Origin of the sequence: Terrirubrum flagellatum, from assembly GCF_022059845.1 — a bacterium.
Taxonomy (GTDB): domain Bacteria; phylum Pseudomonadota; class Alphaproteobacteria; order Rhizobiales; family Beijerinckiaceae; genus Terrirubrum; species Terrirubrum flagellatum.
Map to the genome: position 1 here is coordinate 4549360 of NZ_CP091851.1, position 26109 is coordinate 4575468.

22 protein-coding genes are annotated in these 26109 nt (G+C 64.9%); 15 read left to right on the forward strand and 7 right to left on the reverse strand.

All coding sequences use genetic code 11. The features are described from left to right. Positions 1-4: 4 nt before the first annotated feature. The 7 genes from mltA to pdeM are packed head-to-tail and all read left to right on the forward strand — an operon-like array spanning position 5 to position 8317. Positions 5-1183: a murein transglycosylase A gene (mltA, locus tag L8F45_RS21970; RefSeq protein ID WP_342359974.1), complete on the forward strand. Its 1179-nt coding sequence runs from the start codon at positions 5-7 to the stop codon at positions 1181-1183. Then, a complete protein-coding gene (locus tag L8F45_RS21975) occupies positions 1180-1725 on the forward strand; it encodes a Smr/MutS family protein (protein ID WP_342359975.1) in 546 nt (181 codons plus the stop codon). The genes mltA and L8F45_RS21975 overlap by 4 nt, the downstream gene beginning before the upstream one ends. Before the next feature lie 11 nt (positions 1726-1736). Further along, positions 1737-2129: a helix-turn-helix domain-containing protein gene (locus L8F45_RS21980; RefSeq protein WP_342359976.1), complete on the forward strand. Its 393-nt coding sequence runs from the start codon at positions 1737-1739 to the stop codon at positions 2127-2129. Between the two features lie 48 nt (positions 2130-2177). Then, the gene (locus L8F45_RS21985; RefSeq protein WP_342359977.1) at positions 2178-3179 is read left to right on the forward strand and encodes an adenosine kinase; all 1002 of its coding nucleotides are present in this window, start codon (positions 2178-2180) and stop codon (positions 3177-3179) included. A 39-nt stretch (positions 3180-3218) separates the two neighbouring features. Further along, on the forward strand, positions 3219-4796 hold the full coding sequence (locus L8F45_RS21990) for a sulfatase-like hydrolase/transferase (RefSeq protein WP_342359978.1): 1578 nt from the start codon (positions 3219-3221) through the stop codon (positions 4794-4796). Positions 4797-4853: 57 nt separating this feature from the next. Next, on the forward strand, positions 4854-7613 hold the full coding sequence (locus L8F45_RS21995) for a ligase-associated DNA damage response DEXH box helicase (RefSeq protein WP_342363536.1): 2760 nt from the start codon (positions 4854-4856) through the stop codon (positions 7611-7613). Between the two features lie 11 nt (positions 7614-7624). Then, positions 7625-8317, forward strand: coding sequence for a ligase-associated DNA damage response endonuclease PdeM (pdeM, locus tag L8F45_RS22000; protein ID WP_342359979.1), 693 nt, complete (start codon positions 7625-7627; stop codon positions 8315-8317). Here the strand turns inward: pdeM and L8F45_RS22005 are convergent, their stop codons facing one another. From L8F45_RS22005 to L8F45_RS22015, 3 genes are all read right to left on the reverse strand, one after another. After that, positions 8318-9079 carry a TIGR02186 family protein gene (locus L8F45_RS22005; protein ID WP_342359980.1) on the reverse strand — a complete coding sequence of 254 codons (762 nt, stop codon included), beginning with the start codon at positions 9077-9079 and terminating at the stop codon, positions 8318-8320. Next, positions 9076-9999: a sulfite exporter TauE/SafE family protein gene (locus L8F45_RS22010; RefSeq protein ID WP_342359981.1), complete on the reverse strand. Its 924-nt coding sequence runs from the start codon at positions 9997-9999 to the stop codon at positions 9076-9078. The genes L8F45_RS22005 and L8F45_RS22010 overlap by 4 nt, the downstream gene beginning before the upstream one ends. A gap of 145 nt (positions 10000-10144) precedes the next feature. Continuing rightward, on the reverse strand, positions 10145-13864 hold the full coding sequence (locus L8F45_RS22015) for a hypothetical protein (protein ID WP_342359982.1): 3720 nt from the start codon (positions 13862-13864) through the stop codon (positions 10145-10147). A 449-nt stretch (positions 13865-14313) separates the two neighbouring features. On the opposite strand from L8F45_RS22015, the gene L8F45_RS22020 reads away from it, so the two are divergent. Next, entirely contained in the window at positions 14314-14724 is a 411-nt protein-coding gene (locus tag L8F45_RS22020; protein WP_425329948.1) for a MerR family transcriptional regulator, read from the forward strand. Positions 14725-14780: 56 nt separating this feature from the next. Here the strand turns inward: L8F45_RS22020 and fixJ are convergent, their stop codons facing one another. Together fixJ and L8F45_RS22030 are read right to left on the reverse strand one after the other, a co-directional pair. Next, on the reverse strand, positions 14781-15386 hold the full coding sequence (gene fixJ, locus L8F45_RS22025) for a response regulator FixJ (RefSeq protein ID WP_342359983.1): 606 nt from the start codon (positions 15384-15386) through the stop codon (positions 14781-14783). Next, a complete protein-coding gene (locus tag L8F45_RS22030) occupies positions 15361-16902 on the reverse strand; it encodes a two-component system sensor histidine kinase NtrB (protein ID WP_342359984.1) in 1542 nt (513 codons plus the stop codon). The genes fixJ and L8F45_RS22030 overlap by 26 nt, the downstream gene beginning before the upstream one ends. 195 nt (positions 16903-17097) lie before the next feature. Here L8F45_RS22030 and L8F45_RS22035 point away from each other — a divergent pair, with 195 nt between their 5' ends. The 7 genes from L8F45_RS22035 to L8F45_RS22065 all read left to right on the forward strand — a co-directional run bounded on the left by L8F45_RS22035 (position 17098) and on the right by L8F45_RS22065 (position 24917). Next, positions 17098-17343: a hypothetical protein gene (locus L8F45_RS22035; RefSeq protein WP_342359985.1), complete on the forward strand. Its 246-nt coding sequence runs from the start codon at positions 17098-17100 to the stop codon at positions 17341-17343. Positions 17344-17365: 22 nt separating this feature from the next. Then, positions 17366-17758 carry a MerR family transcriptional regulator gene (locus L8F45_RS22040; RefSeq protein WP_342359986.1) on the forward strand — a complete coding sequence of 131 codons (393 nt, stop codon included), beginning with the start codon at positions 17366-17368 and terminating at the stop codon, positions 17756-17758. Between the two features lie 164 nt (positions 17759-17922). Continuing rightward, positions 17923-19719 (forward strand): acyl-CoA dehydrogenase C-terminal domain-containing protein, encoded by a 1797-nt coding sequence (locus L8F45_RS22045; RefSeq protein ID WP_342359987.1) that lies wholly within the window; start codon positions 17923-17925, stop codon positions 19717-19719. Further along, positions 19719-20159 carry a hypothetical protein gene (locus L8F45_RS22050; protein ID WP_342359988.1) on the forward strand — a complete coding sequence of 147 codons (441 nt, stop codon included), beginning with the start codon at positions 19719-19721 and terminating at the stop codon, positions 20157-20159. Before L8F45_RS22045 ends, L8F45_RS22050 begins: the two co-directional genes overlap by 1 nt. Further along, positions 20156-21316, forward strand: coding sequence for an acyl-CoA dehydrogenase family protein (locus L8F45_RS22055; protein WP_342359989.1), 1161 nt, complete (start codon positions 20156-20158; stop codon positions 21314-21316). The genes L8F45_RS22050 and L8F45_RS22055 overlap by 4 nt, the downstream gene beginning before the upstream one ends. Positions 21317-21483: 167 nt before the next feature. Continuing rightward, the gene (locus L8F45_RS22060; RefSeq protein ID WP_342363538.1) at positions 21484-22692 is read left to right on the forward strand and encodes an acetyl-CoA C-acetyltransferase; all 1209 of its coding nucleotides are present in this window, start codon (positions 21484-21486) and stop codon (positions 22690-22692) included. Positions 22693-22709: 17 nt separating this feature from the next. Next, a complete protein-coding gene (locus tag L8F45_RS22065; RefSeq protein WP_342359990.1) occupies positions 22710-24917 on the forward strand; it encodes a 3-hydroxyacyl-CoA dehydrogenase NAD-binding domain-containing protein in 2208 nt (735 codons plus the stop codon). 35 nt (positions 24918-24952) lie between these two features. Here L8F45_RS22065 and L8F45_RS22070 read toward each other — a convergent pair whose 3' ends face one another. Both L8F45_RS22070 and L8F45_RS22075 read right to left on the reverse strand, forming a co-directional pair. Continuing rightward, positions 24953-25723 carry an RES family NAD+ phosphorylase gene (locus L8F45_RS22070; RefSeq protein WP_342359991.1) on the reverse strand — a complete coding sequence of 257 codons (771 nt, stop codon included), beginning with the start codon at positions 25721-25723 and terminating at the stop codon, positions 24953-24955. After that, positions 25683-26066 carry an antitoxin Xre/MbcA/ParS toxin-binding domain-containing protein gene (locus L8F45_RS22075; RefSeq protein WP_342359992.1) on the reverse strand — a complete coding sequence of 128 codons (384 nt, stop codon included), beginning with the start codon at positions 26064-26066 and terminating at the stop codon, positions 25683-25685. The genes L8F45_RS22070 and L8F45_RS22075 overlap by 41 nt, the downstream gene beginning before the upstream one ends. Between the last annotated feature and the right edge of the window lie 43 nt (positions 26067-26109).

A 26109-nucleotide genomic window follows, 5' to 3' on the forward strand; every position in this document is an offset into this window, starting at 1 on the left:
CGCCATGGGCGCGGGGAAGGCGAAAGCCGCCCTTCTGCCCGGCCTGTGTCTCGCCGCCGGGATCGCCATGAGCGCGGCGGCCGGAGACCTGCCGGGACCTGCCGGCGCGACGCTCAGGCCGCTCGCCTTTTCCGACATCGCGGGCTGGGCGAGCGACGACCACGCCGCCGCATTCCGCGCGTTCCGCGCCACCTGCCTTCCCATTGTCGAGAGCCGCGATGAACTCCGGCGCGCAAAACCCGCGTCATCGGGCCTCGTCGCCGCCTGCCGCTCCGCGCTTGCGCTGACGGAAGCCAACGCCCGCGCCTTCTTCGAGCGGGCATTCGCGCCCTTCGAGGTGATTCCCGCATCGGGGCGCGGATTCCTGACCGGCTATTACGAACCGGAGGTGGCGGGTTCCCGGACGACGGCGCCGGGATTCTCCTGGCCGATCTATGCTCGCCCGACCGATCTCGCGACGCGCGGGCCGGACGAGCCGCTCGCGGGGATCGATCCTGATCTCGCGGCGGCCCGACGCACGCCCACAGGCTTCGAGCCCATGCCCGATCGCGCCGCCATCGAGGCTGGCGCGCTGGGCGGAGAAGCAAAGCCGCTCCTCTATGTTCGCGACGAGGTCGAAGCTTTTTTCATCCATGTGCAGGGCTCGGCGCGCATCAAGCTCAATGACGGCTCCGTCGCGCGCCTCGCCTATGCCGGCCGCAACGGCCACGCCTACACATCCGTCGGCCGGTTGCTGGTCACGGAATTCGGGCTGACGCCGGAAGACGTCACGCTTGAGAAACTGAAAGCCTGGCTGCGCGCGCATCCCGATGAGGGTCGCGCACTGATGCGGCGCAACCGCTCCTTCATCTTCTTCCGCATCGCCGACGAACTCGATCCCAAGGATGGGCCGATCGGCGGCGCTGGCGCGCCGCTGCAGCCTGATCGTTCGCTCGCGGTCGATCGCGAATTGTGGAGCTACGGCCTGCCGGTCTTCATCGACGCAGACGTTCCCGCCGAGGTCGATCCCGCGCAGCGCATCGCGCGGCTCGTGATCGCGCAGGATACCGGCAGCGCCATCGTTGGTCCGGCGCGCGGCGATCTCTTCTTCGGCGCCGGCGAAGAAATGGGACGGCGCGCCGGCGCGCTGCGCCACGCCGCGCGCTTCATCGTTCTCCTGCCGCGCGCGGACGGCGCGCCGTGAAGCGGCGCACGCTGACGCGCGAGGAGAAATCTCTCTGGGCGCATGTCCAGCGCAGCGTGCAGCCGATGCCCGGCCGCGCTCGCGATGACATTCCGATCGAGACGCCGGCGCAGGCCGCAGCGACATTTGCGACGGCGCTGGCACCCGCGAAAGTTTCTCCTCCGCCGCAGCCGCTTCCCCTCGCGCCGATCGAACGAAAATTGCTGCGCAAGGTGAAGCGCGGCGCGCGCGACATCGATGGCGTGCTCGATCTGCACGGCCTGACACAGGCGGCGGCGCATGACGCGCTCAACAGCTTTCTGCATCGCAAGCAACGCGAGGGCGCGTCGCTGGTGATTATCGTCACCGGCAAGGGCGCGCTCGGCTCCTATGACGATCCCGATCGTGAACGCGGCGTCTTGAGGCGCGTCGTGCCGCATTGGCTCAGGATGGCCGATCTGCGCAGTCTCGTGCTCGGCTTCGAAACGGCGGCCGCGCATCATGGCGGCGCCGGCGCGCTCTATGTCAGGCTGCGGCGCGCGCGACATCTGTTCGACGGATGACGCCCTTCGGCATGAAGATGCGCGCGCTGCGCGCCGAGCGCGGACTGACGCTCACCGACATGGCGAATGCGCTTGGCGTATCGCCCTCCTATCTCTCAGCGCTGGAGCGCGGAAAGAGATCGAAGCCAAGCTGGGCTTTCGTGCAGGCGGCGACGCATTACTTCAACATCATCTGGGACGACGCGGAGGAATTGCAACGTCTCGCCGACATCTCGGCGCCCAAGGCGAAGCTTGATTCCTCCGCGCTGACGCCGCGCGCGGTCGAACTCGCCAACCGCATGTCGCGCATGATCCGCACGCTCGATCCCGCCGACATCGAACGGCTGCACGCCGCGCTCGACAAGGCGGCGGCGCGGCAGGCGAAAATCAAGGCGCGCCCCGCCGGCTCATCCCGCCGCGCTTGACCCCCTGCTCCGCCCCTGCCACAGCCGCCCGAACTTTCTGGAGACCCCATGTCCGAGCCTCGCCACGACGTCCTTTGCATCGGCAACGCCATCGTCGATGTCATCGCCCGCACCGAAGAGGACTTCCTGGTCAAGCACCAGATGGCGAAGGGTTCGATGATGTTGATCGACGAGGAGCGGGCCGAGACGCTCTTCGCGGCGATGGGTCCGGCGACGGTGATTTCAGGCGGCTCGGCCGGCAACACGGCCGTCGGCATCGCCTCCTTCGGCGGCCGCGCCGCCTGTTTCGGCAAGGTGAAAGACGACGAGCTCGGCCGCCTGTTCGCCCACGACTTCAATTCGATCGGCGTCCATTACCCCGTCGCGCTCGCGACATCGGGACCCGCGACCGCGCGCAGCTTCATTCTGGTGACGCCGGACGGCGAGCGCACCATGAACACCTATCTCGGCGCCTGCGTGACCTTCGGCCCTGACGATGTCGATGAGGAGACAGTGAGATCCTCGCGCATCTCCTATTTCGAAGGCTATCTCTGGGACCCGCCGGCGGCGAAGGACGCCATCCGCAAGGCCGCGGCGATCGCGCATGAGGCGGGCCGCGAGGTCGCGATCACGCTCTCGGATTCATTCTGCGTCGACCGCTATCGCGAAGAGTTCCTGTTCCTCATGCGGACGCGCACTGTCGATCTCGTCTTCGCCAACGAGCATGAGTTGCTGAGCCTCTATCAGACGAGCGATTTCCAGAGCGCGCTCGACATGATCCGCAAGGATGCGACGACGGTTGTCGTGACGCGGTCGGCCAAGGGCGCTCTCGTCGCGACGAAGGACAGCCTTCACGAGGCTCCCGCCGCCTCGATCCGCGAACTCGTCGACACCACCGGCGCCGGCGACCTCTTCGCATCAGGCTTTCTCTATGGCCGCGCAACGCAGCGAGATCCCCAGACCTGCCTGAAATTCGGCGCGCTGGCGGCAGCGGAGGTGATCCAGCATATCGGCGCGCGGCCGCAGACCTCGCTGCGCGAGGTGGCGGAGCAGGCGGGCTTCAAGCTCTGAGCTTTTGACCCGCGCGCGGCGCTCTGCAACCCTGTCGGGATGAGCGAGCGCCGCCGCCCCAACATTCTCTTTATCATGGCTGACCAGTTGCGCTGGGATTATCTCGGCTGCAACGGACATCCCAGAGTCCGCACGCCCAACATCGACGCGCTGGCCGCGCGCGGCGTCAACTTCACGCGCGCCTTCGTGCAATCGCCGGTCTGCGGCGGCTCGCGCATGTGTTTCTACACCGGCCGCTACAATGTCACGCACGGCGCGACCTATAATAATTTCCCGCTGCGCATCGATGAGATGACGATCGGCGATTATTTGCGGCCGCTTGGCTATCGCGTCGCGCTCGTCGGCAAGACGCATTTCAAGCCTGATCTCGAAGCGATGAAACGCATCGGCGTCGATCCCGGAACGAACCCGGGAATTCCCTACTGGCAGTGCGGCTTCGAGGCTTTCGAACGCGACGATGGGCTCCATCCCGACCAGAGCGTCGATCCCAATCTCGCCTACAACCGATGGCTCAACCAGAAAGGCTATCCCGGCGACAATCCCTGGCACGAATTCGCCAACTCGGTTGAAGGCGACGACGGCGAACCGGGATCGGGATGGTATCTCCGCCATGCGCGCAAACCCGCGCGCGTGAAGGAAGAGCATTCCGAAACCGCTTACATGACCGACCGCGCGCTCGCCTTCATCGACGAGGCGGGCGAGCAGCCATGGCTTCTGCATCTCTCCTACATCAAGCCGCACTGGCCTTACGTGGCGCCAGCGCCTTTTCACAATATGTATGATTCAGGCGACGTCATTCCCGCCAACCGCCATGACGACGAGTTGCGCGATCCGCATCCCGTCGTCGCCGCCTTCATGAAGCATGAGGAGAGCGTCAACTTCTCGAAGCAGGACGTCCGCGAGACCGTCATTCCCACCTATATGGGCCTGATCTCGCAATGCGATCACCATATCGGCCGCGTCGTCGCGCATCTCGAAGAGCGCGGCCTGATCGATGACACCATCATCATCGTCACCAGCGATCATGGCGATTATCTCGGCGATCATTGGCTCGGCGAGAAGGATCTCTTCCACGAGGAGATCGTGCGCGTGCCGATGATCGTCGTTGATCCGCGCGACGAAGGTGATGCGACGCGCGGGCTGACCGACGCGCGACTTGTCGAGAGCATCGATCTCGTCCTGACATTCCTGGAATGGGCTGGCGGCGCAGGGTCGCAGCACCGACTCGAAGGGCGTTCGCTCGCTCCGCTTCTTGGCGGCGCGACGCCGGACTGGCGCGAGACGGCGTTCTGCGATTCCGACTTCGCGCTGCGCCATGCGCGCCGCACGCTCGGCCTGCCGCCCGACAAGGCGCGCGGCTACATGGTCCGCACCGAGCGTTGGAAATACGTCTTCTACGAGGAGTTTCCGCCGCAGCTTTTCGATCTCCTGAATGATCCGCGCGAACTCAACGACCTCGGCCGCGCTGCAGGCCACGAAACGGTCAAGGCTGAGATGGAGCGCCTGCTGTTTGGCTGGTTCCGCGCCCGACGCACGCGCGTCACCATTTCCGATCAGGCGATCGAGGCGATGACCGGCAAGGCGCGCGAGCGCGGATACATCTTCGGCGCCTGGTAAGAGCCTGTTTGGCTCTAAGCCTCGTTGCGGGGCGAGGCGGCCCCTATATGCTGCGGCATGCTCGATCGTCCGGCCGCCGATGAGGGACTGCCGCCGCTCTTCCGCGACTGGTTCCGGTCCCGCGGCTGGGAGCCGCGTGTCCATCAGCTCGAACTGATCGCGAAAGCTCGCGCCGGCCGCTCGGCGCTGCTGATCGCTCCGACCGGCGCCGGCAAGACGCTCGCCGGATTTCTGCCGAGTCTCATCGAGCTTTCGGCGCGCGGGGCGCGGCCGGCGGCGCAGGATTCGCCGCTGCACACGCTTTACGTCTCGCCGCTGAAAGCGCTGGCCGTCGACATCGCGCGCAACCTCGATGCGCCTGTTTCGGAAATGAACCTGAATGTCCGCGTCGAGACACGCACGGGCGACACCAACGCCGCGAAGCGCCAGCGCCAGCGCATCGATCCGCCCGATATTCTGCTGACGACGCCAGAGCAGATCGCGCTGCTTCTGTCGCATCGCGACGCCGCGGCGATGTTCGCCGGCCTGAAGCGCGTCATCGTCGATGAACTGCATGCGATGGTGACGTCGAAGCGCGGCGATCTTCTGTCGCTCGGCCTCGCGCGCCTTCGCGCGCTCGCGCCGCAAGCGACTTTCTTCGGCCTTTCCGCGACCGTGCGCGAACCCGATCAGTTGCGACGATGGCTGGCGGGAAGCGGAGCGTCGAAAAATGGGGAGCGAGAAAACAAGGACTCGCAATTTGTGAAGCACTCCGACGCGCCCTCTCCCCCCTTGTGGGGGAGAGTTGGAGAGGGGGGTGAACACGCGAAGCCTGCTGATGATATTTCACCCCCCTCCCTGTCCCTCCCCCACAAGGGGGGAGGGAACGCTAATTTCAAGCGATCGCGAATAGATGTGGATGGGGCTTCTAAACCAAGTGAAAGCGATGCATCCGTATCAACCGCGACCATGGCCGATCTCGTCACCGTCGCAGGCGGCGCGCGCGCGCGCATCGGCGTGCTCGAGACCAAGCGCAAATTGCCGCTCGCCGGCCACACCTCGGCGCATGCGATCAACGAGGTTTACGCCGCCATCAAGACGCACAAGATAACGCTGATCTTCGTCAATACGCGCATGCAGGCCGAGTTCATGTTCCAGTCGCTCTGGACGATCAACGAGGATATTCTGCCTATCGCGCTGCATCACGGTTCGCTCGACGCGCAGCAACGCCGCAAGGTGGAAGCAGCGATGGCTGCGGGAAAATTGCGCGGCGTCGTCTGCACCTCGACGCTTGATCTCGGCATCGACTGGGGCGACGTCGATCTCGTCATCAATATCGGCGCGCCGAAGGGCGCGAGCCGGTTGATGCAGCGCGTCGGCCGCTCCAATCACCGCATGGATGAGCCTTCGCTCGCATTGCTCGCGCCATCGAATCGATTCGAGAGCCTGGAATGCCGTGTCGCGCTCGACGCTGTCGCTGAAGCCGCGCAGGACACGCCCGACATTTCGCCCGGCGCGTTCGACGTGCTGGCGCAGCATGTGCTCGGCGTCGCCTGCGGCGAACCCTTCGACGCCGACACGCTCTATAATGAGGTGCGGAGCGCGCTCCCCTATGCCGCGCTCAAGCGCGCGGATTTCGATCGCGTCGTCGAATTCGTAGCGACGGGCGGCTACGCGCTCAAATCCTATGATCGCTTCGCCAAGATCGGGCGCGGCAAGGACGGATTGTGGCGCGTCTCCAATCCGCGCGTCGCGCAGCAATACCGCATGAATGTCGGCACGATCGTCGAAGCGGCGATGCTGAAGGTGAGGCTCGGCCGCATTCGCGCTCGCACGCCGGGATTGCCCGGCGGCAAGGTCGCGATGGGCGGCCGCGTGCTTGGCGAGATCGAGGAATATTTCGCCGAGACGATGACGCCGGGCGACACCTTCATCTTCGCGGGCGAAGTTCTGCGCTTCGAAGGCGTGCAGGAGAACGAGGTCATCGTCACGCGCACGAAGGCGGGAACGGATCCCAAGGTGCCATCCTACGGTGGAGGAAAATTCCCGCTCTCGACCTTTCTCGCCGCGCGCGTGCGCGCGCTCCTTGCCGATCCCGCGCAATGGAAACGGCTGCCGCCAGAGGTGAAGCAATGGCTTGAGATGCAGAAGATCAAGTCAATCATTCCAAAGCGGACCGACATGCTGGTCGAGACGTTTCCGCGCGGCGGCAAATATTACATGGCCTGCTTTCCCTTCGAGGGGCGGCTCGCACATCAGACCCTCGGCATGCTTCTGACGAGACGGCTGGAGCGCGCGCGGCTGAAGCCGCTCGGATTCGTCTGCAATGATTACGGTCTGTCGATCTGGGGCGTCGCTGATCTTTCGGTTGCGATCGCGCAGAAGCGGCTCGATCTCGGCGAACTCTTCTCCGAGGACATGCTGGGCGATGATCTCGAAGACTGGCTGGCGGAATCAGCCCTGATGAAGCGCACTTTTCGCAACTGCGCCATCATCGCGGGGCTCGTCGAACGGCGGTCGCCCGGTCAGGAGAAGACAGGACGGCAGGTCACGATTTCGACCGATCTCGTTTATGACGTGCTGCGCCGGCATGAGCCGGATCACATCCTGCTGCGCGCCGCGCGCGCCGATGCGGCGACGGGCCTGCTCGACGTCAGGCGTCTCGCTGACATGCTGGCGCGCGTGAAGAATCATATCGTGCATCGCGCGCTCGATCATGTGTCGCCGCTCGGCGTGTCCGTGATGCTGGAGATCGGCCGCGAAGCAGTCTATGGCGAATCCTCGGACGCGATTCTCGCGGAAGCCGAGGAGCAATTGTGGCAGGAAGCGTCAGCCTGAGGCGACCGGCGATGGAAGATCGCGCCCATCGTCATGTCATGCTCGGCGCGCTCGACATGACCGTCGACGCCGACGGCGGACTGTGGATCGCGGCGGAGCGCACGCTGGTGGTTTCCGATCTCCATCTGGAGAAAGGCTCGTCCTTCGCCATGCGCGGCTCGCTGGTGCCGCCCTATGACACGGGCGCGACGCTCGCCGCCGTCACCGCGATGATCGGGCGCTGGTCGCCGCGCCGCGTGATTGCGCTTGGCGACAGCTTTCATGACGATGGCGGCTTCAAGCGCCTGTCCGAGCGCGATGCTTCTGCTCTCGCATCCTTGCAGGCCGGACGCGACTGGCTCTGGATCACGGGCAATCACGACCCCTCGCCGCCGGCGGGTCTGCCAGGCGAGGTCGCGGATGAAATTGTCGTTGGCGGCGTGGCGTTCAGGCACGCGCCAGTTCTGTCGAACGACGCGCCGCAGATCGCGGGCCATCTCCATCCTTGCGTCGTCGTGCGCGGCGGCGCGCGCGGCGTGAGACGGCGCTGCTTCGCCGTCGATCAGCGCACGCTGGTGATGCCGGCGCTCGGCGCCTACTCCGGCGGGCTTGATCTTCTCTATCATCGCGCCTTTCGCGGGCTGTTCGATGAGGACAACCTTGTCGCCCATGTCATGGGCGATGGCGGGCTGTTCAGCTTTCCCGCTACAACGCTGCGCGGCTGATCAATCCTTGCGGAACGCGACGCTCGACAGCCAGCCGAAGAAGATCGACAGCGCCGCGGCGACGAGGCCATAACCCAGTGGTCGTTGGCGCGCTGCGTCGGCGATGAGTTGCTCGAAGCCGACTTTCACCACCTCGAAATTCGTCTGCTGGCGCGCCAGCAAGACGCTATCGCCGAACAGGGCGATCTCGACCTCGTAATTGCCGAGCGGCGCCGTGGCTGGCAGGACGATCTGCGCCTGGAACACGTTCGGCGTGAGGAAGGTGACGCCGCGCTCCTTCTCCGAATAAAGCCCGCTCTCAAAGCGCAGTCGCACCAGAGAGGCGCGGAATTCCTGTTCGCGCGGGGAGTCGGTCACGTTCTTCTGCGTCGAGGTGACGATCGGCAGGAGTCCGAGATTAAGTCGCGCCGCGCGATCGGGCTCGATGACGTCCTGCAGCGGACGCGAAGCGAGCACGCTGAGATAGCCCGGCACGCCGCCCATGAAGCGCTGGCGCTGATCGATCCAGAGACCGAAGGCCTGCCGCTTCTCCTGGACGATGACGTCCTGGCTCGGCCCGCGCACAGTGATCACGGCGTCGTAGGGGTTCGCACGCGCGACCGTGCGCGCGTCGCGCTCGATCACGGCGAAGGCTGCGAGCTGCGCGCCGGTATAGTTCGAGGTGATCTGCACGCGATGGCTCGACAGGGAGACGAGCAACCCTTCAGCCGACGCCGCGCCCGGCGCGCAAAGAAGGATCAGAAGCGCCAGCAGCCGTCTCATCGCGCCCGCTGCTCCACGCGCACCGAGAACGGATCGTTCGGTCGCGCCACGATGTCGCTCGCGAAGCGCAGGCCGACGCCGAGCACCATGATGGCGAGCAGGAGACGGAAGACCTCCGCCCGGAGATTCTGCCCGGCGCGAGCGCCGAACTGGGCGCCGATGACGCCGCCGACGATCAGCAGGATGGCGAGCACCATGTCGACCGACTGGTTGGTGACCGCATGCAGGATGGTCGCGGCCAGCATCGTCGCGAGGATCTGCATCAGCGACGTGCCGATGACCACGCTGGTCGGCACATGAAAGAGATAGATCAGCGCCGGCACAAGGATGAAGCCGCCGCCGATGCCAAGCACCGCGCCGGCGAAGGAGACGCCGATCGCAAGCCCCATGATCGGGATGACGCTCGCCGCCATACGCGATCGCGGAAATTTCATGCGCAGCGGCAATTCGAAATACCAGGGCCGCTCGCGCTTGTGCGCGCCGGTGGCCACCGCCTGCTTCGACGCCGCGAGCGAGCGCAGGCTCTCCAGCAGCATCAGTCCGCCAATCACGCCGAACAGCACGACATAGGAGAGCACAATGACGAGTTCGAGCTGGCCGAGCCGGCGCATCTGATTGAAGAACATGATGCCGAGCACGGTGCCGACCGCGCCGCCGGCGATGAGCAGCCCGCCGAGCCTGACATCCACCGCGTTCTTGCGGAAATAGCTGATGACGCCGGTCATCGAGGAGCCGGCGATCTGCGCCGACACCGAGGCGACCGCGATCGCCGGCGGAATGCCAGTGAAGATCAGAAACGGCGTCATCAGGAAGCCGCCGCCCACGCCGAACATGCCGGAGATGAAGCCGACAGCCGCCGACATGCCGAGGATAACCAGCATATTCACCGGCGACTCGGCGATCGGCAGATAGATTTCCAACGCTCACGCTTCCGGGCTGGACGTCGACATCAGATCGGCGTCCGATGAACAGGGCTGGTCAACCCCAGTCATCCCTGTGCGTCAACCAAAAGCCGCGTTCACGGCGGAATTTCGGTGAACGGCCCGTGCAAAGCGCGCGCGGGTTTCAGATTTTCGCGCCTTCCGATTTCGGCTTCGATTTCGGCGCGGGCGCAGAAGCCGGCGAGGCGGCCGCCGGCGGCTGCGCATCCCAGCCCTTTTCCGGACCCGCGACATCGTTGGCGAAGCGATCGTTCGGCGTCGGCTTGAAGGCCTGCGCCGCGGCCTTGGCGCCGGCAAGCTCGTCGGGCGACAGGCGCGCGCCGATCTCGTCACGCTTCTTGGCGGCTTCGTCGTCGCCCTGGGCTGCAGCGATCGTGAGCCAGGTGTAGGCTTCGCCCATCGACTGGGGCACGCCGAGCCCGCGAGCCAGCAGGATCGCGATGTTGTACTGACTGTCGCGCACGCCAAGCTTCGCGGCCTTGCTGAAATAGTCGGCCGCCGCGGAATAGTCGGGCTTGCCGTCGCCGCCTTCGGCGATCATCACGCCAAGATTGTGCAGCGCCTTGGCGTTCCCCTTGTCGGCCGCCTTCAGATACCACTGCTTGGCGAGCCTGGCGTCGCGAGCGGCGCCGAGGCCTTTCTCATACATGTTGCCGACCCGGAACTGCGCTGGCGCGAGGCCCTCGCCGGCGGCGCGCTCGAACCATTTCAATGCGAGCTTCGGATCGCGTGACACGCCACGCCCGTCGAACAGGCGCACGCCGACCTCGTAGGCGGCGGCGGGATCGCCGCGCAGCGCGGCGGCGCGCAGCGTGGGCGCGGAGATCGCCGCAGGCAAATCGATCGAAACGGGCGGCGAGATCTGCGGCGGCTGAGGCGCGGGCGTCGCATCGGCGGGCGATGGAATCGAGCCGGTCGGCGAGGGATCGACCTGCGCGGGCGCGGCGGGCGCAGCCGTCTGCGGCAGCGGCGCGGGCGCCGAAGTCTGGGGGATTGTGATTGGCGCCGTGGCTGGCGGAGGCGCGATCGACGACACCTTCTCCTCGACCTTCACCGCAGGCGCCGGCGGCGCGCTCGTCGTGCGGGTGAGAACGTTCATCGCGATGACCGCAAGCAGCAGCGCCGCAAGGCCGATCAGGATCGGCTTCTTGCGGGTTTCGAGCAGCGATTTCGGCTTCTCGGCCGCATCGGCCGGCGCCGCCTTGGCGGCGGCGCGGGCGGCCTGCGTTTCATCGGTCGCCATCTGCGCGGCGCGGCGCGCTGCGGCGATGAAATTCGCCTTCGTGGCGGCCGCCGCATCGGGCGCGGCGGCGCGACCCGTCGACGCCTGCGGCCGGCCGGAGCCCGGCTCCAGCGGCGAATCCGGATTGGCGCCGGATTCGGTCGCCGCTGCGATATCGGCGGACGCCTTCGTTTTCCGTTGAGCGGCTGGCGCGGCGACCGGCGTTTCGTCCGAGGCGCCGCGCGACAGGAAGGGCAGTTTCAGGGAGAAGAGCGACGGTTTTGACGGGGCGGGCTCCGCCGAAGCAGGCGCCGCCTGCCTGCGGCCGGTCAGGCGGGCCGTGGGCGCGCCGGGATCGATAGTCGGCGCAGCCGGACGCGCCGGCTCGGGCGTTTCGACGCGAGGCGCCGCAGGCTTCGCCTTGGGCGCGGGCGCCGGAGCGGGCTCCGCCATCATCATCGGGGCCGGCGGCAAAGGCGCGGGCGTCGCGGCGAGATCGCGTTCGACGGCGCCGAGGCGCTCGACGATTTTCTCGAGCGCGAGATGAATCGCGTCCAGCGTCTCGTGAGTCTTGCGATCGATGAGATCGCTGGTGCGGCGAAGCGCGCTGACGTCCTCGGCCAACGCCTCGAACTGCGGATGGCTCGCGCTCGCATTGAGATCGCTGGCGCGGCGCAAAACATCGCCGGCGACTTCGCGCGCGGCGTCGATCGCAGCCTGTCGCGCAACCGCCTCGGCGGAGGAATTGCGATCGTTGCGCAGCGAATCGATCTGCGTGAAAAGATCCGACACCGCGCGCTCGATGGTCGACAGCGATTGCGCGCCGTCCGACCGATCGAGTTTTTCCGCCACGCTGCGAATTTGCGCCTGCAGCTCCTCGAATTGCGTCGGGCCGGTCTGTTCCGCGCGCGCCTCTTCCATGCGTTCGGTCAGACCGCGAATCATGGATTCGATGCCACTGAGATCGGCCTTTGCTCCGCCCTTGCCGGTTGGCGCCAGCGGGCGATTCTTTACATCCTCGATCTTGGCGTCGATGGCGGAGAGCTGGCTCTCGAGCTTGGCGACGGCGGACGACGGATCGAGATCGCGCGCCATCGCGCGCATCTCGGCGGCGAGCCGTTCGAGCTGGTTGCTATCCATCGTCGATGGACCGACGTCGAGACGATCAAACCGCCCGACCAATGACGAAATCTGCGATTCAAGCCGGTCAAGCGTCGGATGGGCGCCGGAGAGGTCGACCTGCCCGCCAAGTTCGCGCGCGGCTTGCGCGAGTTGATCCGCCGGATGCTCGGCGAAATGCGTGTCGAGCGCTTTGCGCAACTCAACGATGGCGACCTGAATCTCGCCGCGGACATCTTTTGAAATACGTCCGCCGGCGGCGTCGATGCGCGACTCGAGTCCGTCGAGCAGGCGCGACGGATCGAGATTCGCGCCCTGGCGCGCCACAACGTGCAACGCGTCGCGCAGTTCGGCCATCTGGGCTTCGATCGGTGTGAGATCAGGCGCCGCAGGCGGCGTCGACAGACGGGCGCTCAGCGACGCGAGCTCATTGTGGATCGGCGACAGGTCGATCGACGGCTTGTTCAGTCGCTCCGTCAGCGACTCGATCTGGCTTTGCAGCGGCGAAAGATCAACAGCCGCGCGCGGCTGCTCAAGCCGACGCGCGAGCGACGCGATTTCGGATCTGATCGAATCGGCGTCGGAGCGGTTCGTCAACGCGCCGACGACCGCGTTCTTCAGGGAATCGAGCTGCTCGCGCATGGGCGAGAGATCGATCGACGGTTGCGGCCGGCCAAGCTGCGCGGCAAGCGCGGCGATATCCGAACGCATGGTGTCGACCGCCGGCGCGAGCGCCTGGATCGCTTTCGCCTGGGCGTTTTCGAGCCGATCCTCAATCGCGGCCAGTCGGTCTTCGAGCGGACCGGCGGCGGCGGAAGGCGGCAGCGGCTCGTCGAGCTGAAGCTGATGGGCGCGGATTTGCGCCGCCGCTGCGGCGGCGCCCGAACGCAGTCGCCGGCGCGGACCGTTGAGAGCGACCGGAGCTTCCGATGGACGCTCGCCGAGCCGCTTCGCCAGCGTTTCCAGACTCGATTCGAGCCGCGCGAGACGATCCTGCTCATGAGGATCACCGCGACGCGCGGCGTGCGCCTCGTCGATCCGGCGTCCGATGTCGGCGAGCCGGGCGTCGAGATCGGCGGCGGGACGCGCCTGCAGCCGGTCGTCAATGCGGCCGGCGATGTCTTCCAGACGGCGTTCGATCTGGTCGAGCGTCGCACCAAGGCGATCGGAGCGGTCATCGCCGCGGTCGCGGCCGGATGATTCGCTGCGATCGAGCCACCGGCCCAGCGCGTCGATGACGTCGTCAGCGCGGCTGTCGCTGCGGCGCTCGCGGGCGTCGAGTTCGGCGCGGGCGGATTTCAGGATGCGTTCGTCGCTGCGGCTTGCGCCATAATAGTCGCCCTCGCGGCGGCGGCCCCCGCCGCTGCGTTCGCCGTCGCGACGCTGATCTTCGGCGCTCATGGCGTCGAGCCACTCGCCGAGCGTCATGCGGCTGCGACGATCGCCGTCATCTCCCGCTTCGCGGGATCCCTGACGGGAAATCCAAGATTCAGTCCTGCTCATGGCGTCCGCCGCTTCGCGATGGCCTGTCCGACCCGACGCCTTCAGCTCGCCTGCTGCGAAACCGCCGGGGCGGGCCGTTTGCGCAATCCTTGAGAGAATGTTGACGGGATCGCTTTGGAACAGCCCGCGTTACTTTTCTGCAAACAGGGTAAATGGATCGTTAAGCCCGGTAAGGTTGTGGAAACCATTTTTGCGTGTCGCGCGGGCAACACTCCGGCTCAGCCGGGAAACCATAACTATTTGAAGAAATTACAGGCATGCCATTGGACCAGAGCGGCCGAACGCCCATATGCGGATTACCGTAAGGAGATGACGCGCGTCACGTCCTTACTTCACGGCGCCTTATTTTGCCGTCAGAGAGAAATGGAGAGAACGGCGGCGACTGCCTCCGTTAGCGTTCCCGTTCCCAATGACGTGGATGGGACCTCAGACAACCTAGGAGAATAATCTTGACCGCTCGCCCCATGATGGCGATGGCGGATGACGTTTTGTCGACCGCCTCCCCCGCCGATCTTCAGGCCCCGGAATTCACGATCGGCGACCTCGCCCGGGAATTCGGCGTCACCCTGCGCACCCTGCGCTTCTACGAACATCGCGGCCTTCTGAAGCCGCGCCGGCAGGGTCTGTCGCGCTTCTATGACGAGAAAGCGAAAGCTCGCCTCGCCCTCATCCTGAAGGGCAAGCAGCTCGGATTCACGCTGACCGAGATTCGCGCCATGCTGGCCGCGAACGAGCGCGGCGCGCAGAATGACCTCGGCCTCAGCCGCGAGCAGATGAAGACCCAGCTCGAGACGCTGCGCGCCGAGCGCGCCCGCATCGAAGCCGGCATCGCCGAACTCGAAGCCAAGCTCGCCGGCTGACGCCTTCCGCGCCGTTCGCGCCGCGGCGGAGAAAGTCCGCGCGGCGGACGGCGCTTTCAGGCCGCTTCGACCATAATCGCCAGCCTCACCAGTTCGGAGAGGCTGGCGCTTTGCGTTTTATGCATCACATTGGCGCGGTGAATCTCCACCGTGCGCGGACTGATCTGCAGTTTCAGGGCGATGTGCTTGTTGGAGAAACCCTGAACGAGAAAGCCCAGCACTTCGCGCTCGCGCGACGAGAGCGAGGTGAGCCGCGCCTGCGCGTCGGCCCGCAGCTCATCCTTGCCGTGGGCGATGCTGGCCCGCTCCAAAGCCGCGCGCACCGACTGGATGATCACGTCGGACTCGAATGGCTTTTCAATAAAATCTGAAACGCCCGCCTTCATGGCCTGGATGGCCAGCGGCACGTCGGCGTGTCCGGTGATGACGATGATCGGCAGCGGCGAGCCGCGTCCCTTGAGTTCGCGCACGAGCTGAAGCCCGTCCATCCCCGGCATCCGGATATCGGTGATCACGCATCCTTGAGTGGCGCTCCCCGCCGCGTCCAGGAAGGCGGCGGCGGACTCGAACGCGCGCGTGGGCAGCTTTTCCGTCTCAAGCAGGAAGGACAGGGATTCCCGCACCGCATCATCATCATCAATGATGAAGACCGTCGGCCCCACCAGACTTATCGTCGCCCTCATTCGTCGCAGCCCGAAGAGTCAAACAGAAGGCCGCTCCCCCAAGCGGACTCGACTCATGCCAGAGTCGACCTCCGTGATCTTCTATGATCGTGCGCGAGATGGAAAGCCCCAACCCCATGCCGGCGGCGCGGGTTGTGGACATGGGCTGGAACAGCCGGTCGAGCATGTCCGGACTGACTCCCGGCCCGCTGTCCTCGACCTTGACGAGCAGCATCTCCTGAGGCGCCGGCGCGACTGAGATCCGCACCTCCTTGCGGCCCTCATGAAGCTGCAGCGCATCGAACGCGTTGCGCAGCAGGTTGAGCAGGACCTGCTGCACCTGCACCTTGTCCGCCATGACGCGGGCGTCAGGCGGATCGGCGGGATAGACGACGCGGATATTGCGATCCTTCGCCAGCATCTCGGTGAGGGCCTCGACCTCGCGGAGAAGGATATCGAGCTTTTCGGAGCGAATGTCCGTGCCCTCGCGGCGCAGAAAGGAGCGCGTGCGCCGGATGATCTCGCCGGCGCGAAGCGCCTGGTCGCCGGCGCGCGAGAGCGCGTCAATCAGCCTGGGATTGGGCGGCGTCGCGTCGAGAGCGAGGCTGCGCGCGCCGCGCAGATAGTTGCTCAGCGCAGCCAGCGGCTGATTGACCTCATGGGCGATGGTTGAGGCGAACTCACCGAGCGAGTTCAGCCGCCAGACATGCGCGAGCTCCTGCTGAAGCTGACGCTGGCGCGCCTCCGCGTCGCGCAGCTTCGAGAGATCGCGCGCGAAGCCGGTGAACATGCGCTGCGGCCCCATGCGGACCTCGCCGATCGACAGCTCCATCGGAAAGACCGAGCCATCCTTGCGCAGGCCCTCGACCTCGCGCCCGACGCCGATGACGCGGCGCACGCCGGTTCTGAGATAATCGGCGAGATATCTGTCATGCTGATTGACGTAGGGCGGCGGCATCAGCATGCGCACATTCCGGCCGATCGTCTCGCTGCGATCATAGCCGAAGGTCTCCTCGGCCGTCCTGCTGAAGCGCTCGATCGTTCCCTTTTCATCGATCACGATCATCGCATTCGGGACCGTGTCGAGAATCGACTGCAGATGCGCCTCGCGCTCGCGAATGTCGTCGCCGGCGAGTTGGGCGGTCCTGCTCAGGCGCTTGCGATTTTCGCCGCCAATAGCTCCGACGACGCCGAGCACAAACACCATCGCCGCGCGGACATGAGCTTCAACGAAAGGCTCATTCTGGCGCAGCTCGACAGCCAGCCCTGCGGCGACTGCGATCACGGTCGCCAGCAAGCCCGGCGCAAGTCCGCCGCGCAACGCGGCGATCAGAACCGCAAGCAGGCAGAGGAGATCGAGCGAATAGGCGAAGACCCTGCCGAACGCCGCGTAGATGAGGAAAGCGGCGCCGACCGCGAGCACCGCAAAAGCGTAGTCCGACCAGGAGGCGGACGCGATCGCCGAACGAAAGGCTGAAATCGTCTGCTGGAACGGGCTCAAAAGGGCGCTCTTCATTGAGGCGCCCTCCTCTACATGATGCAGGCTGGCCCAGGCATAAGGGATATTACGTAACGGCTGTCGCTTCCGTCACGATCGCTGGCCGCTAAGAGCTTTCCTCTACGCAATCATACGAAATAGAAATCGCTCCGGAGCTTTGGCATGGTCCGCCTGACGCTACGGATGGCGTCGCGAGAACACCGACGGACCTCCATGCTTGGCGCCTTGAAAGACCGCATCGACGTCGCCGCCGCCGACAGGAGAGTCGCCGGGGACGACATCAAGCGCGCAGTCGAAGAGGCTCTGCGGATGGCCGACGAGCTGCAGCTTGCGAGCGTATCGAGACTGCTGGCGCTGGCGAAAGTCGAGCTGCTTCTCTCCGACCTCGAAGGCAGCAAGCGGCGCGCGTCCGCTTTCCTCCGCACGCGCAAGGAGATCGGCGCTTCGGCGCCTGTGTGACCCCCTGAAACTGGAGACTGAGATGAGCGCCCTTCCCATGTTTGCCGAGACCAAGATCATCAACATGCCTGCGCCGCCGGAAGCTGAATATTCGATCAGCGAAATGTCGCGCGAGTTCGGCGTCACGCTGCGCGCGCTGCGCTTCTACGAGGATCGCGGACTGCTCAACCCGCGGCGCGAGGGCCAAGTCCGTTTCTACGACGAGACGTCGAAGGCGCGCCTCGCCCTCATCCTCAAGGGCAAGCAGCTCGGATTCACGCTCACCGAAATCTGGGCGATGCTCGCCGCCAACGATCAGAAGCGGGGCGATCTCGGCCTCAGCCGCGAGCAGATGGAGGAGCGGCTTGCGTCTCTCCGCGCCGAACGCGCGCGGGTCGACGCCGCCATCGCCGAGCTGGAAGCCGGGCTCGGCTGATCGGAAAGTTCAAGGGTCGGGCGGAGGGGGCCCTGCGAGGGGAGGCGAGCGGCTGGGGGGCCCTCGCCTCCCCTTGCGTCTGCCGGGCGAGATAGTTTATATGTAAACTATCTCGCGGCGCCGGGTCCGGTCGCGCCGCGTCTGCGGAGCGAGGGACACGCGCCATGCCGACCTACAAGGCCCCCGTCGACGACCATCTGTTTCTTCTCAACGACGTCTTCCACGTCGAGCGCTACGGCAATCTGCCGGGCTTCGCCGATGCGACGCCGGATACGCTCGAAGCGATCCTCTCTGAGGGCGGCAAGCTCTGCGAGGAGGTGCTCGCGCCCCTCAACGTCGTTGGCGACAAGGAGGGTTGCAAGCGGAATCCGGACGGATCGGTCACGACGCCGAAGGGCTTCAAAGACGCGTACAAGGCCTTCTGCGAGGGCGGCTGGGGCGGCCTGTCGGCGCCGGCCGAATATGGCGGCCAGGAGCTGCCCTTCGTCGTCTCATCAGCGATGCAGGAGTTCGTGACGTCATCGAACCTCGCCTTCGGCATGTATCCCGGCCTGACATCGGGCGCGATCGCCGCCATTAACGTCCATGGCAGCCCTGAGCAGAAGCAGACCTACCTGCCGAAGATGATCTCCGGCGCCTGGTCGGGCACCATGAACCTGACCGAACCTCATTGCGGCACCGATCTCGGGCTTCTCAAGACCAAGGCCGTCCCGAACGGCGACGGCTCCTACGCTATCTCGGGCACGAAGATCTTCATCTCGGCCGGCGAGCATGACCTTTCCGACAACATCGTCCATCTCGTGCTGGCGCGTATCGAAGGCGCGCCGATGGGCACGAAGGGCATCTCGCTCTTCATCGTCCCGAAATTTCTGGTCAACGCCGACGGTTCGGTCGGCGGCCGCAACAAGGTCCAGTGCGGCTCGATCGAACACAAGATGGGCATCCACGGCAATTCGACCTGCGTCATGAATTATGACGGCGCGACGGGCTTCCTCATCGGCGAGGAGAACAAGGGCCTCAACGCCATGTTCGTGATGATGAACGAGGCGCGGCTCGGCGTCGGCATCCAAGGGCTCGGGGTTTCCGAAGTCGCCTATCAGAACGCCGTCGCCTACGCGAAGGAGCGCCTGCAGGGCCGCGCGCTGACCGGGCCGAAATCACCGGACAAGCCCGCCGATTCGATCATGGTGCATCCGGACGTGCGCCGCACGCTGATGTCGATCAAGGCGTTCAACGAGGCGGCGCGCGCCTTCATGCTGTGGACGGCGCTGCATGGCGACGTCGCCCATCGTTCCGGCGACGAGAAGCTGCGCAAATCCTCCGACGACTATATGGGGCTCCTGACCCCGATCCTGAAAGGCGTGCTCACCGACAAGGGTTTCGATAACGCCGTCAAGGCGCAGCAGATGTTCGGCGGCCATGGCTATATCGAAGAGCATGGCATGTCGCAGTTCGTTCGCGACGCCCGCATCGCCATGATCTACGAAGGCGCCAACGGCGTGCAGGCGATGGATCTCGTCGGCCGCAAGCTGCCGCGCGAGGGCGGCAAGGCGCTCATGGCGTTCATGGGCGAAGTCGCCGCCTTTCTGAAGGAGCGGTCGGCAGACGAGCAGATGAAGCCGTTCGTCGGCCCGCTGCAGGCCTCGCTCGGCCATCTTCAGCAGGCTTCCATGTGGCTGATGCAGAACGGCATGAAGAACCCGGAGAACGCCGGCGCCGGCGCCACCGACTACATGCATCTCATGGGCCTCGTGGTGCTCGGCTATATGTGGGCGAAGATCGCGCGCGCGGCGCTCGACAAGCTCAAATCAGGCGCGAATGGCGCTGCCGAGAAGATGAACGCCAAGCTCATCACCGGCCGCTTCTTCATGGAGCGCCTGCTGCCGGCGACGGCGTCGCATCTCGCCGCGCTCTCAACCGGTGCGGAAACGACGATGGCGTTGAGCGCCGAGCAATTCTGATGTCCAACAAACTGGACATATTCAACAGCACGGTCGCTCTCGTGTTGTTGAAACTTTATGAAAAATTTCCAGGTGCCGCCGCTCTGGATACCGAGGCTCTACACGCCGAAGTAAGGGAGATTGTCGGCGAAAACGTAAATGAGAAAGTTATTTCAGACTCGATTATTTGGTTGGCGAATGAGGGGTTCATTCGCGACCAGGGCATCACATACGTTTCGATTGATGCTGGCCTAAAAAAGGGTATGTCCAAGTACGTGCTGACGAGTTCGGGGCTGACCTGCCTCAATAAAACGCCGAACTCGTTAAAGCCGCCACTTGGCGAACAGCTAAAGGAAACTATTTCTGAAGGGTCGCGAGAAGCAGGCAAAAATGCTCTCGGCGAAATTGGCAGAGTTGTTGGTGAAATAATTGGTGGCGTCATCAAAGGTGTGGTCTCATGAACGACGCGCTTCAGGTTCCATCTCCGGCCTGGATGACCGATGAGCACGCGATGCTCGAGGATCACGCGCGCAAACTCTTCGCGAAGGAATTCGCTCCGCATATCGATCAATGGTCCAGTGACGGCATCATGCCGCGCGAGATGTGGAGCAAGGCCGGAGAAGCGGGCCTGCTCGCGGCGTCGATGCCGGAGGAGTATGGCGGGTCCGGCGGCACTTTCGCCCATGAGGCCGTCATCCTGCGCGAGATGGGCCTCGCCGGGCTCGATTTCTGGGGCTGGCCGATCCACGCAGTGATCGTAGCGCCCTACATCCTCCACCACGGCACGGAAGAGCAGAAGAAGGCCTGGCTGCCGAAGATGGCGACCGGCGAATATGTCGCGGCGCTAGCCATGACAGAACCTGGAACCGGCTCCGATCTCCAGAGCATCAAGACGCGTGCGCAGAAGTCGGGCAATGGCTGGATCATCAATGGCGCGAAGACCTTCATCACCAACGGCCAGCACGCCAATCTGATCGTCATCGCCGCGCAGACCGATCCCGGCGCCGGCGCGAAAGGAATTTCGCTGTTCGTCGCCGAGACCGACAAGGTCGAGGGCTTCAGGCGCGGCCGCAAACTCAAGAAACTCGGCATCGACGCGGCCGATACCTCCGAACTCTTCTTCGACGACATGAAGCTGCCGGCGGAATCGCTGCTGGGAACAGAAGTCGGCAAAGGCTTCTATCAGATGATGCAGGAATTGCCGCAGGAGCGGCTCTCCATCGCCGGCGGCGCCATGGCGATGATGGAGCGCGCGCTTCGTCTGACGATCGACTACGTCAAGGAGCGCAAGGCGTTCGGAAAAGCCATCATCGATTTCCAGAACACCCAGTTCACGCTCGCGGAATGCAAGACCGAAGCGACCGTCGCCAAGGTGTTCTACAATGACTGCGTCGCGCGCCTGATCGAAGGCAAGCTCGACACCGGCACCGCCTCCATGGCCAAATACTGGATGACCGACCTCCAGAACAAGATCGTCGATCGCTGCCTGCAGCTCTTCGGCGGCTATGGCTACATGGAGGAATATCCGATCTCGCGCATGTATCGCGACGCGCGCATCCAGCGCATCTATGGCGGCACCAACGAGATCATGAAGATTCTGATCGCGCGCACATTGTGAGCGCGAGAGCTTCTGGCGATGGCGACATCGCCTAGAGCATGGCGCGAAAAGTGGGAACCGGTTTTTCGCGATAGCCATGCTCTAAATTTTGGAATCGATCACGTTCCCGCATTTTGATTGATTCAATCAAAATGCGGCGTGATCTGGATGATTGAAAGGAGGCCATGATGGCCAACGCCTATGTCTATGACGCCGTGCGCACGCCGCGCGGACGCGGCAAGCAGGACGGCTCGCTGCATGAGGTGAGTTCGCTGCGGCTCGCCGAAACGGCGCTGCGCGCCATCAAGGACCGCAACGAGCTCGACACCAGGCTGGTCGATGACGTGATTCTCGGCTGCGTCGATCCCATCGGCGAAGCCGGCGGCGACATCGCGCGCGCTGCGGCGCTGACGGCGGATTACGGAAACCATGTCCCAGGCGTGCAGATCAATCGTTTCTGCGCGTCGGGTCTCGACGCGATCAATTTCGCCTCGGCGCAGGTGATGTCCGGGCAGCATGATCTCGCCGTCGGCGGCGGCGTGGAATCCATGAGCCGCGTCGGCATCGCCTCGTCCGGCGGCGCCTGGCCGGTCGACCCCGCGATTGCGATCAAGAGCTATTTCATGCCGCAGGGCGTGTCGGCCGATCTGATCGCGACGAAATACGGCTTCTCCCGCACTGACGTCGACGCCTATGCGGTGCAGAGCCAGCAGCGCGCCGCCGCGGCGTGGAAGGACTCGCGCTTCAAGAACTCGGTCGTGCCGGTGAAGGACGTGAACGGGATCACCATTCTCGATCATGACGAACATATGCGGCCATCGACCGACATGCAGTCGCTGGCGAGCCTGAAGGCCTCCTTCCAGATGATGGGCGAGATGGGCGGCTTCGACGCGGTCGCCGTGCAGGCGCATCCCGATGTCGAATTTGTCGAGCATGTCCATCACGCCGGCAATTCGTCCGGCATCGTCGACGGCGCGGCGGCCGTGCTGATCGGAAATGAAGAATCGGGCCAGAAGATCGGCCGCAAGCCGCGCGCTCGCATCCGCGCCTTCGCCAATATCGGCTCCGATCCCGCGCTGATGCTCACCGGTCCCGTCGATGTGACGAAGAAGGTGCTGAAGCGCGCCGGCATGGAGATCGACGACATCGATCTCATCGAGGTCAATGAAGCCTTCGCGGCGGTGGTGCTTCGCTTCCAGCAGGCGTTCGATCTCGACTCGTCGAAGGTGAATGTGAATGGCGGCGCGATTGCGCTCGGCCATCCGCTCGGCGCAACCGGCGCAATGATCCTCGGCACGGCGCTCGATGAACTCGAGCGCACGGGCAAATCGACAGCCCTTATTACTTTGTGCATCGGCGCCGGCATGGGCACCGCGACGATTATCGAGCGCGTCTGAGAAGCTGGAGACTGATAATGAACCTCGCCAACTTCCGCTTCGAAACCGACGCCGACGGCATCGCGCTCGCGACCTGGGACATGCCCGACCGTTCGATGAACGTCATCACGATCGGCGTGATGGAGGACCTGAAAGCGATCGTCGAAAAGGTCGTGTCGGATCCGGCGATCAAGGGATGCGTCATCGCCTCGGGCAAGTCCGCCTTCTCCGGCGGCGCCGACCTCACCATGCTGCAAAGCATCGGGCCGGCGGCTGCGCGCATCGCGAAGGAGAAGGGCGAAGAGGCCGCGGCCGCCTTCGTTCTCGAAAATGTCTCGCAGTTCAACGTGCTGTTCCGCAAGGTCGAAACCTGCGGAAAGCCTTTCGCCGCCGCGATCCACGGCGCCTGCATGGGCGGCGCGTTCGAGATGACGCTTGCCTGCCATTTCCGCGTGATGGCCGAGGACGACAAGACGCGCGTCGGGCTGCCAGAGATCAAGGTCGGACTGTTTCCGGGTGGCGGCGGCACGCAGCGCGTGTCGCGCCTGATGCCAACAGGCGACGCGCTGCAGATGCTGTTCAAGGGCGAGCAGATCAGGCCGGCCGCAGCGAAGGCCGCGGGCCTCGTGCATGAGCTCGCGAAGCGCGAGGACCTGATCGCGGTCGCAAAAGAGGCGATCAAGTCAGGCCGCGTCTCGCCGAAGCAGCCCTGGGACGATCCGAAATTCCGCGCGCCGTCGGGCAAGGTGTTCTCGCCCGCCGGCATGCAGATCTGGCCGCCGGCGAACGCGATCTATCGCCGGGAGACCTACGACAATTACCCCGCCGCCAAGGCGATCCTGCATGCGGTCTACGAAGGCCTGCAACTCCCCATGGATCTCGCGCTGAAGGTCGAATCGCGCTGGTTCGCGAAGATCGTGCGCTCGAAGGAAGCGGCGGCGATGATCCGTTCGCTCTTCATCTCCATGGGCGAACTCAACAAGGGCGCGCGCCGCCCGGCGGGCGAAGCGACGAAGCTGAGGAAGATCGGCGTCGTCGGCGCGGGCTTCATGGGCGCCGGCATCGCCTATGTCTCGGCGAACGCGGGGCTTGAAGTCGTGCTGATCGATCGCGATCAAGAGGCGGCGGACAAGGGCAAGGCCTATTCGCACAAGCTCGTCTCCGATCAGATCATGAAGGGCCGCGCCAAGGCCGCCGATCGCGACGCGCTGCTGGCGCGCATCACGGCGACGCCTGACTACGCCGCGCTCGCCGACGTCGATCTCGTCATCGAGGCGGTGTTCGAAGACCCGGCCGTGAAGGCTGACGTGATCAAAAAGGTCAGCGCCAGCATCAGGCCCGACTGCGTCTTTGCGTCGAACACCTCGACGCTGCCGATCACCGGCCTCGCCTCGCATGCGGCGAAGCCCGACCAGTTCATCGGCATCCATTTCTTCTCGCCGGTCGAGAAGATGCTGCTGGTCGAGATCATTCTCGCCAAGCAGTCCGGCGACAAGGCGATCCAGGCCGCGTTCGATTTCGTGCGCGCCATCAACAAGACGCCGATCCTCGTTAATGACGGGCGCGGCTTCTTCGCCAATCGCTGCGTCGGCAACTATATCCTCGAAGGCCATCTCATGCTCACCGAGGGCGTGCCGGCGGCGATGATCGAGACGGCGGCGAAAATGGCGGGCATGCCGGTCGGGCCGCTGTCGCTCAACGATGAGGTGGCGATCGATCTCGGCCTCAAGATCATGAAGGCGACGGAGGCGCAGGTCGGCGCGCACGCGGTCAACCCGGCGCAGAAGAAGCTGCTCGTCGGGATGGTGGAGACCCATGGCCGCCTCGGCCGCAAGAACAAGAAGGGTTTCTACGACTATCCCGAGAAGGGGCCTAAGCGGCTGTGGGCCGGCCTGAAGGCGTTCCAGGAGACGAAGCTCGATCCTGATGCGATCGATGTGACCGAACTCAAGCAGCGCTTCCTCGTCACGCAGGCGCTCGAAGCGGCGCGCTCCGTCGAGGAAGGCATCGTCACGGATCCGCGCGAGGCCGATGTGGGTTCAATCATCGGCTTCGGCTTCGCGCCCTACACCGGCGGCGTGCTGTCCTACATCGACTTCATGGGCGCGAAGAATTTCGTCGCGCTCTGCGACAAACTTGCAGCGAAGCACGGCAAGCGCTTCGAGCCGAACGCGCTGCTGCGCGATATGGCGGCGAAGGGCGAGAGCTTCTATGGCCGCTATGCGCCGGCAAAACAGGCGGCGTAGCGAAGGCGTTGTCGTTATCAGGGGAGCGCGACGAGTTAGCCGCGCTCCCATTTCATATCGCTCAGGCGCGGATCGTCGCTGAATGCGTCGCGCCCGAATTCGATCCGCTCGGTTGGAAATTCGCGAATCACTTGCGCTCCGAACGCGCCGACGCGGACGCGCCAGGTTTCAAAGCGCGCGGGTTCGCGACTGATGAATGCGCGCGGCGCAAGCACCGCAAGATTGGCGCGATGCGCGGGATCGCGCACGGATTCATAGCGGATGACATCGATCGGGACTTCGCGCGCCGCTTCGGCGAGAGACTGGCACGGCTCGTAATCCGTAAGCCTCGTCCACGCCTCGCGATGCGAGGCGAATGGCGGCGCCGTGAGATCGATCGCGGCCTCCGTGCGCAGCGGCGCGTTGAAGGCGGTGTATTCGGCCGCATTGGCGGGAAAGGGCGTCGCCGGCGACTCCGCGTAGAACAGCAGGCGGTAGAACGCCATCTCGGCTGCGGCGGTCTGCGGCTGTTCAGCGCCGTAGAGCACGCCCAGCGTGCGGCCGGCGCGACGGAAGCGCGAGCCATAGGGATAGATGGCGCCATAGCGGAACGGCGCCGCCATGAGATAATGCAGTCCGCGCGCATCCGGCGGCAGCGACGGCTTCGTCGTTTCCAGAAGGTCTTCGAGCAGCGCCTGCTCGCCAAGCGTGTCGGTGAGCTTCAGCGTGGAGACGCGATGCTGGGCCTCGACCAGACGCCAGCAATCGCTCTCCTGCGCGCGCCGCTCAGACGAGAGCGCGGCGGGAGTCCAGATAAGCGATGACATCGATCAGTCCGGACACGCGCGTGATCAGATCAAGCGGCCTGCCGCCAAGCGCGAGATTGTCGCCGCGAAGCCAGGCGCGCGCCGTGGCCTCGTCGCCGCCGACGATCGCATCGAGCGAGCGAAACAGTCGAATGAACAAAAGCGCGAGTTCGAAAGGCTTGCCTGCGAGATCGAGCTTGTAATGTCCCTGGGACAAACGCGAGACGGACGCCTCCGACAGGCCGATGATGCGGGCGAGCGTGCTCTGGGCGACGTCGAGATGCTCGGCGGCGCGCAGCGCAGCCTTGGCGACGGTTTCAGCGGAATTGGCCGGGCGATCGGCCGAAGGCGACAGGCGCGGCATCTCACAGTCCTCGGAAATAATATAGCATAAAAATTTCTATTGG

Coding starts and splice junctions, on each gene's coding strand:
- mltA (WP_342359974.1), top strand. CDS start 5: ATGGGCGCGGGGAAGGCGAAAGCCGCCCTTCTGCCCGGCCTGTGTCTC.
- L8F45_RS21980 (WP_342359976.1), top strand. CDS start 1,737: ATGAAGATGCGCGCGCTGCGCGCCGAGCGCGGACTGACGCTCACCGAC.
- L8F45_RS21985 (WP_342359977.1), top strand. CDS start 2,178: ATGTCCGAGCCTCGCCACGACGTCCTTTGCATCGGCAACGCCATCGTC.
- L8F45_RS21990 (WP_342359978.1), top strand. CDS start 3,219: ATGAGCGAGCGCCGCCGCCCCAACATTCTCTTTATCATGGCTGACCAG.
- L8F45_RS21995 (WP_342363536.1), top strand. CDS start 4,854: ATGCTCGATCGTCCGGCCGCCGATGAGGGACTGCCGCCGCTCTTCCGC.
- pdeM (WP_342359979.1), top strand. CDS start 7,625: ATGGAAGATCGCGCCCATCGTCATGTCATGCTCGGCGCGCTCGACATG.
- L8F45_RS22005 (WP_342359980.1), bottom strand. CDS start 9,079: ATGAGACGGCTGCTGGCGCTTCTGATCCTTCTTTGCGCGCCGGGCGCG.
- L8F45_RS22015 (WP_342359982.1), bottom strand. CDS start 13,864: ATGAGCAGGACTGAATCTTGGATTTCCCGTCAGGGATCCCGCGAAGCG.
- L8F45_RS22030 (WP_342359984.1), bottom strand. CDS start 16,902: ATGAAGAGCGCCCTTTTGAGCCCGTTCCAGCAGACGATTTCAGCCTTT.
- L8F45_RS22035 (WP_342359985.1), top strand. CDS start 17,098: ATGCTTGGCGCCTTGAAAGACCGCATCGACGTCGCCGCCGCCGACAGG.
- L8F45_RS22040 (WP_342359986.1), top strand. CDS start 17,366: ATGAGCGCCCTTCCCATGTTTGCCGAGACCAAGATCATCAACATGCCT.
- L8F45_RS22045 (WP_342359987.1), top strand. CDS start 17,923: ATGCCGACCTACAAGGCCCCCGTCGACGACCATCTGTTTCTTCTCAAC.
- L8F45_RS22050 (WP_342359988.1), top strand. CDS start 19,719: ATGTCCAACAAACTGGACATATTCAACAGCACGGTCGCTCTCGTGTTG.
- L8F45_RS22055 (WP_342359989.1), top strand. CDS start 20,156: ATGAACGACGCGCTTCAGGTTCCATCTCCGGCCTGGATGACCGATGAG.
- L8F45_RS22060 (WP_342363538.1), top strand. CDS start 21,484: ATGGCCAACGCCTATGTCTATGACGCCGTGCGCACGCCGCGCGGACGC.
- L8F45_RS22065 (WP_342359990.1), top strand. CDS start 22,710: ATGAACCTCGCCAACTTCCGCTTCGAAACCGACGCCGACGGCATCGCG.
- L8F45_RS22070 (WP_342359991.1), bottom strand. CDS start 25,723: ATGTCATCGCTTATCTGGACTCCCGCCGCGCTCTCGTCTGAGCGGCGC.
- L8F45_RS22075 (WP_342359992.1), bottom strand. CDS start 26,066: ATGCCGCGCCTGTCGCCTTCGGCCGATCGCCCGGCCAATTCCGCTGAA.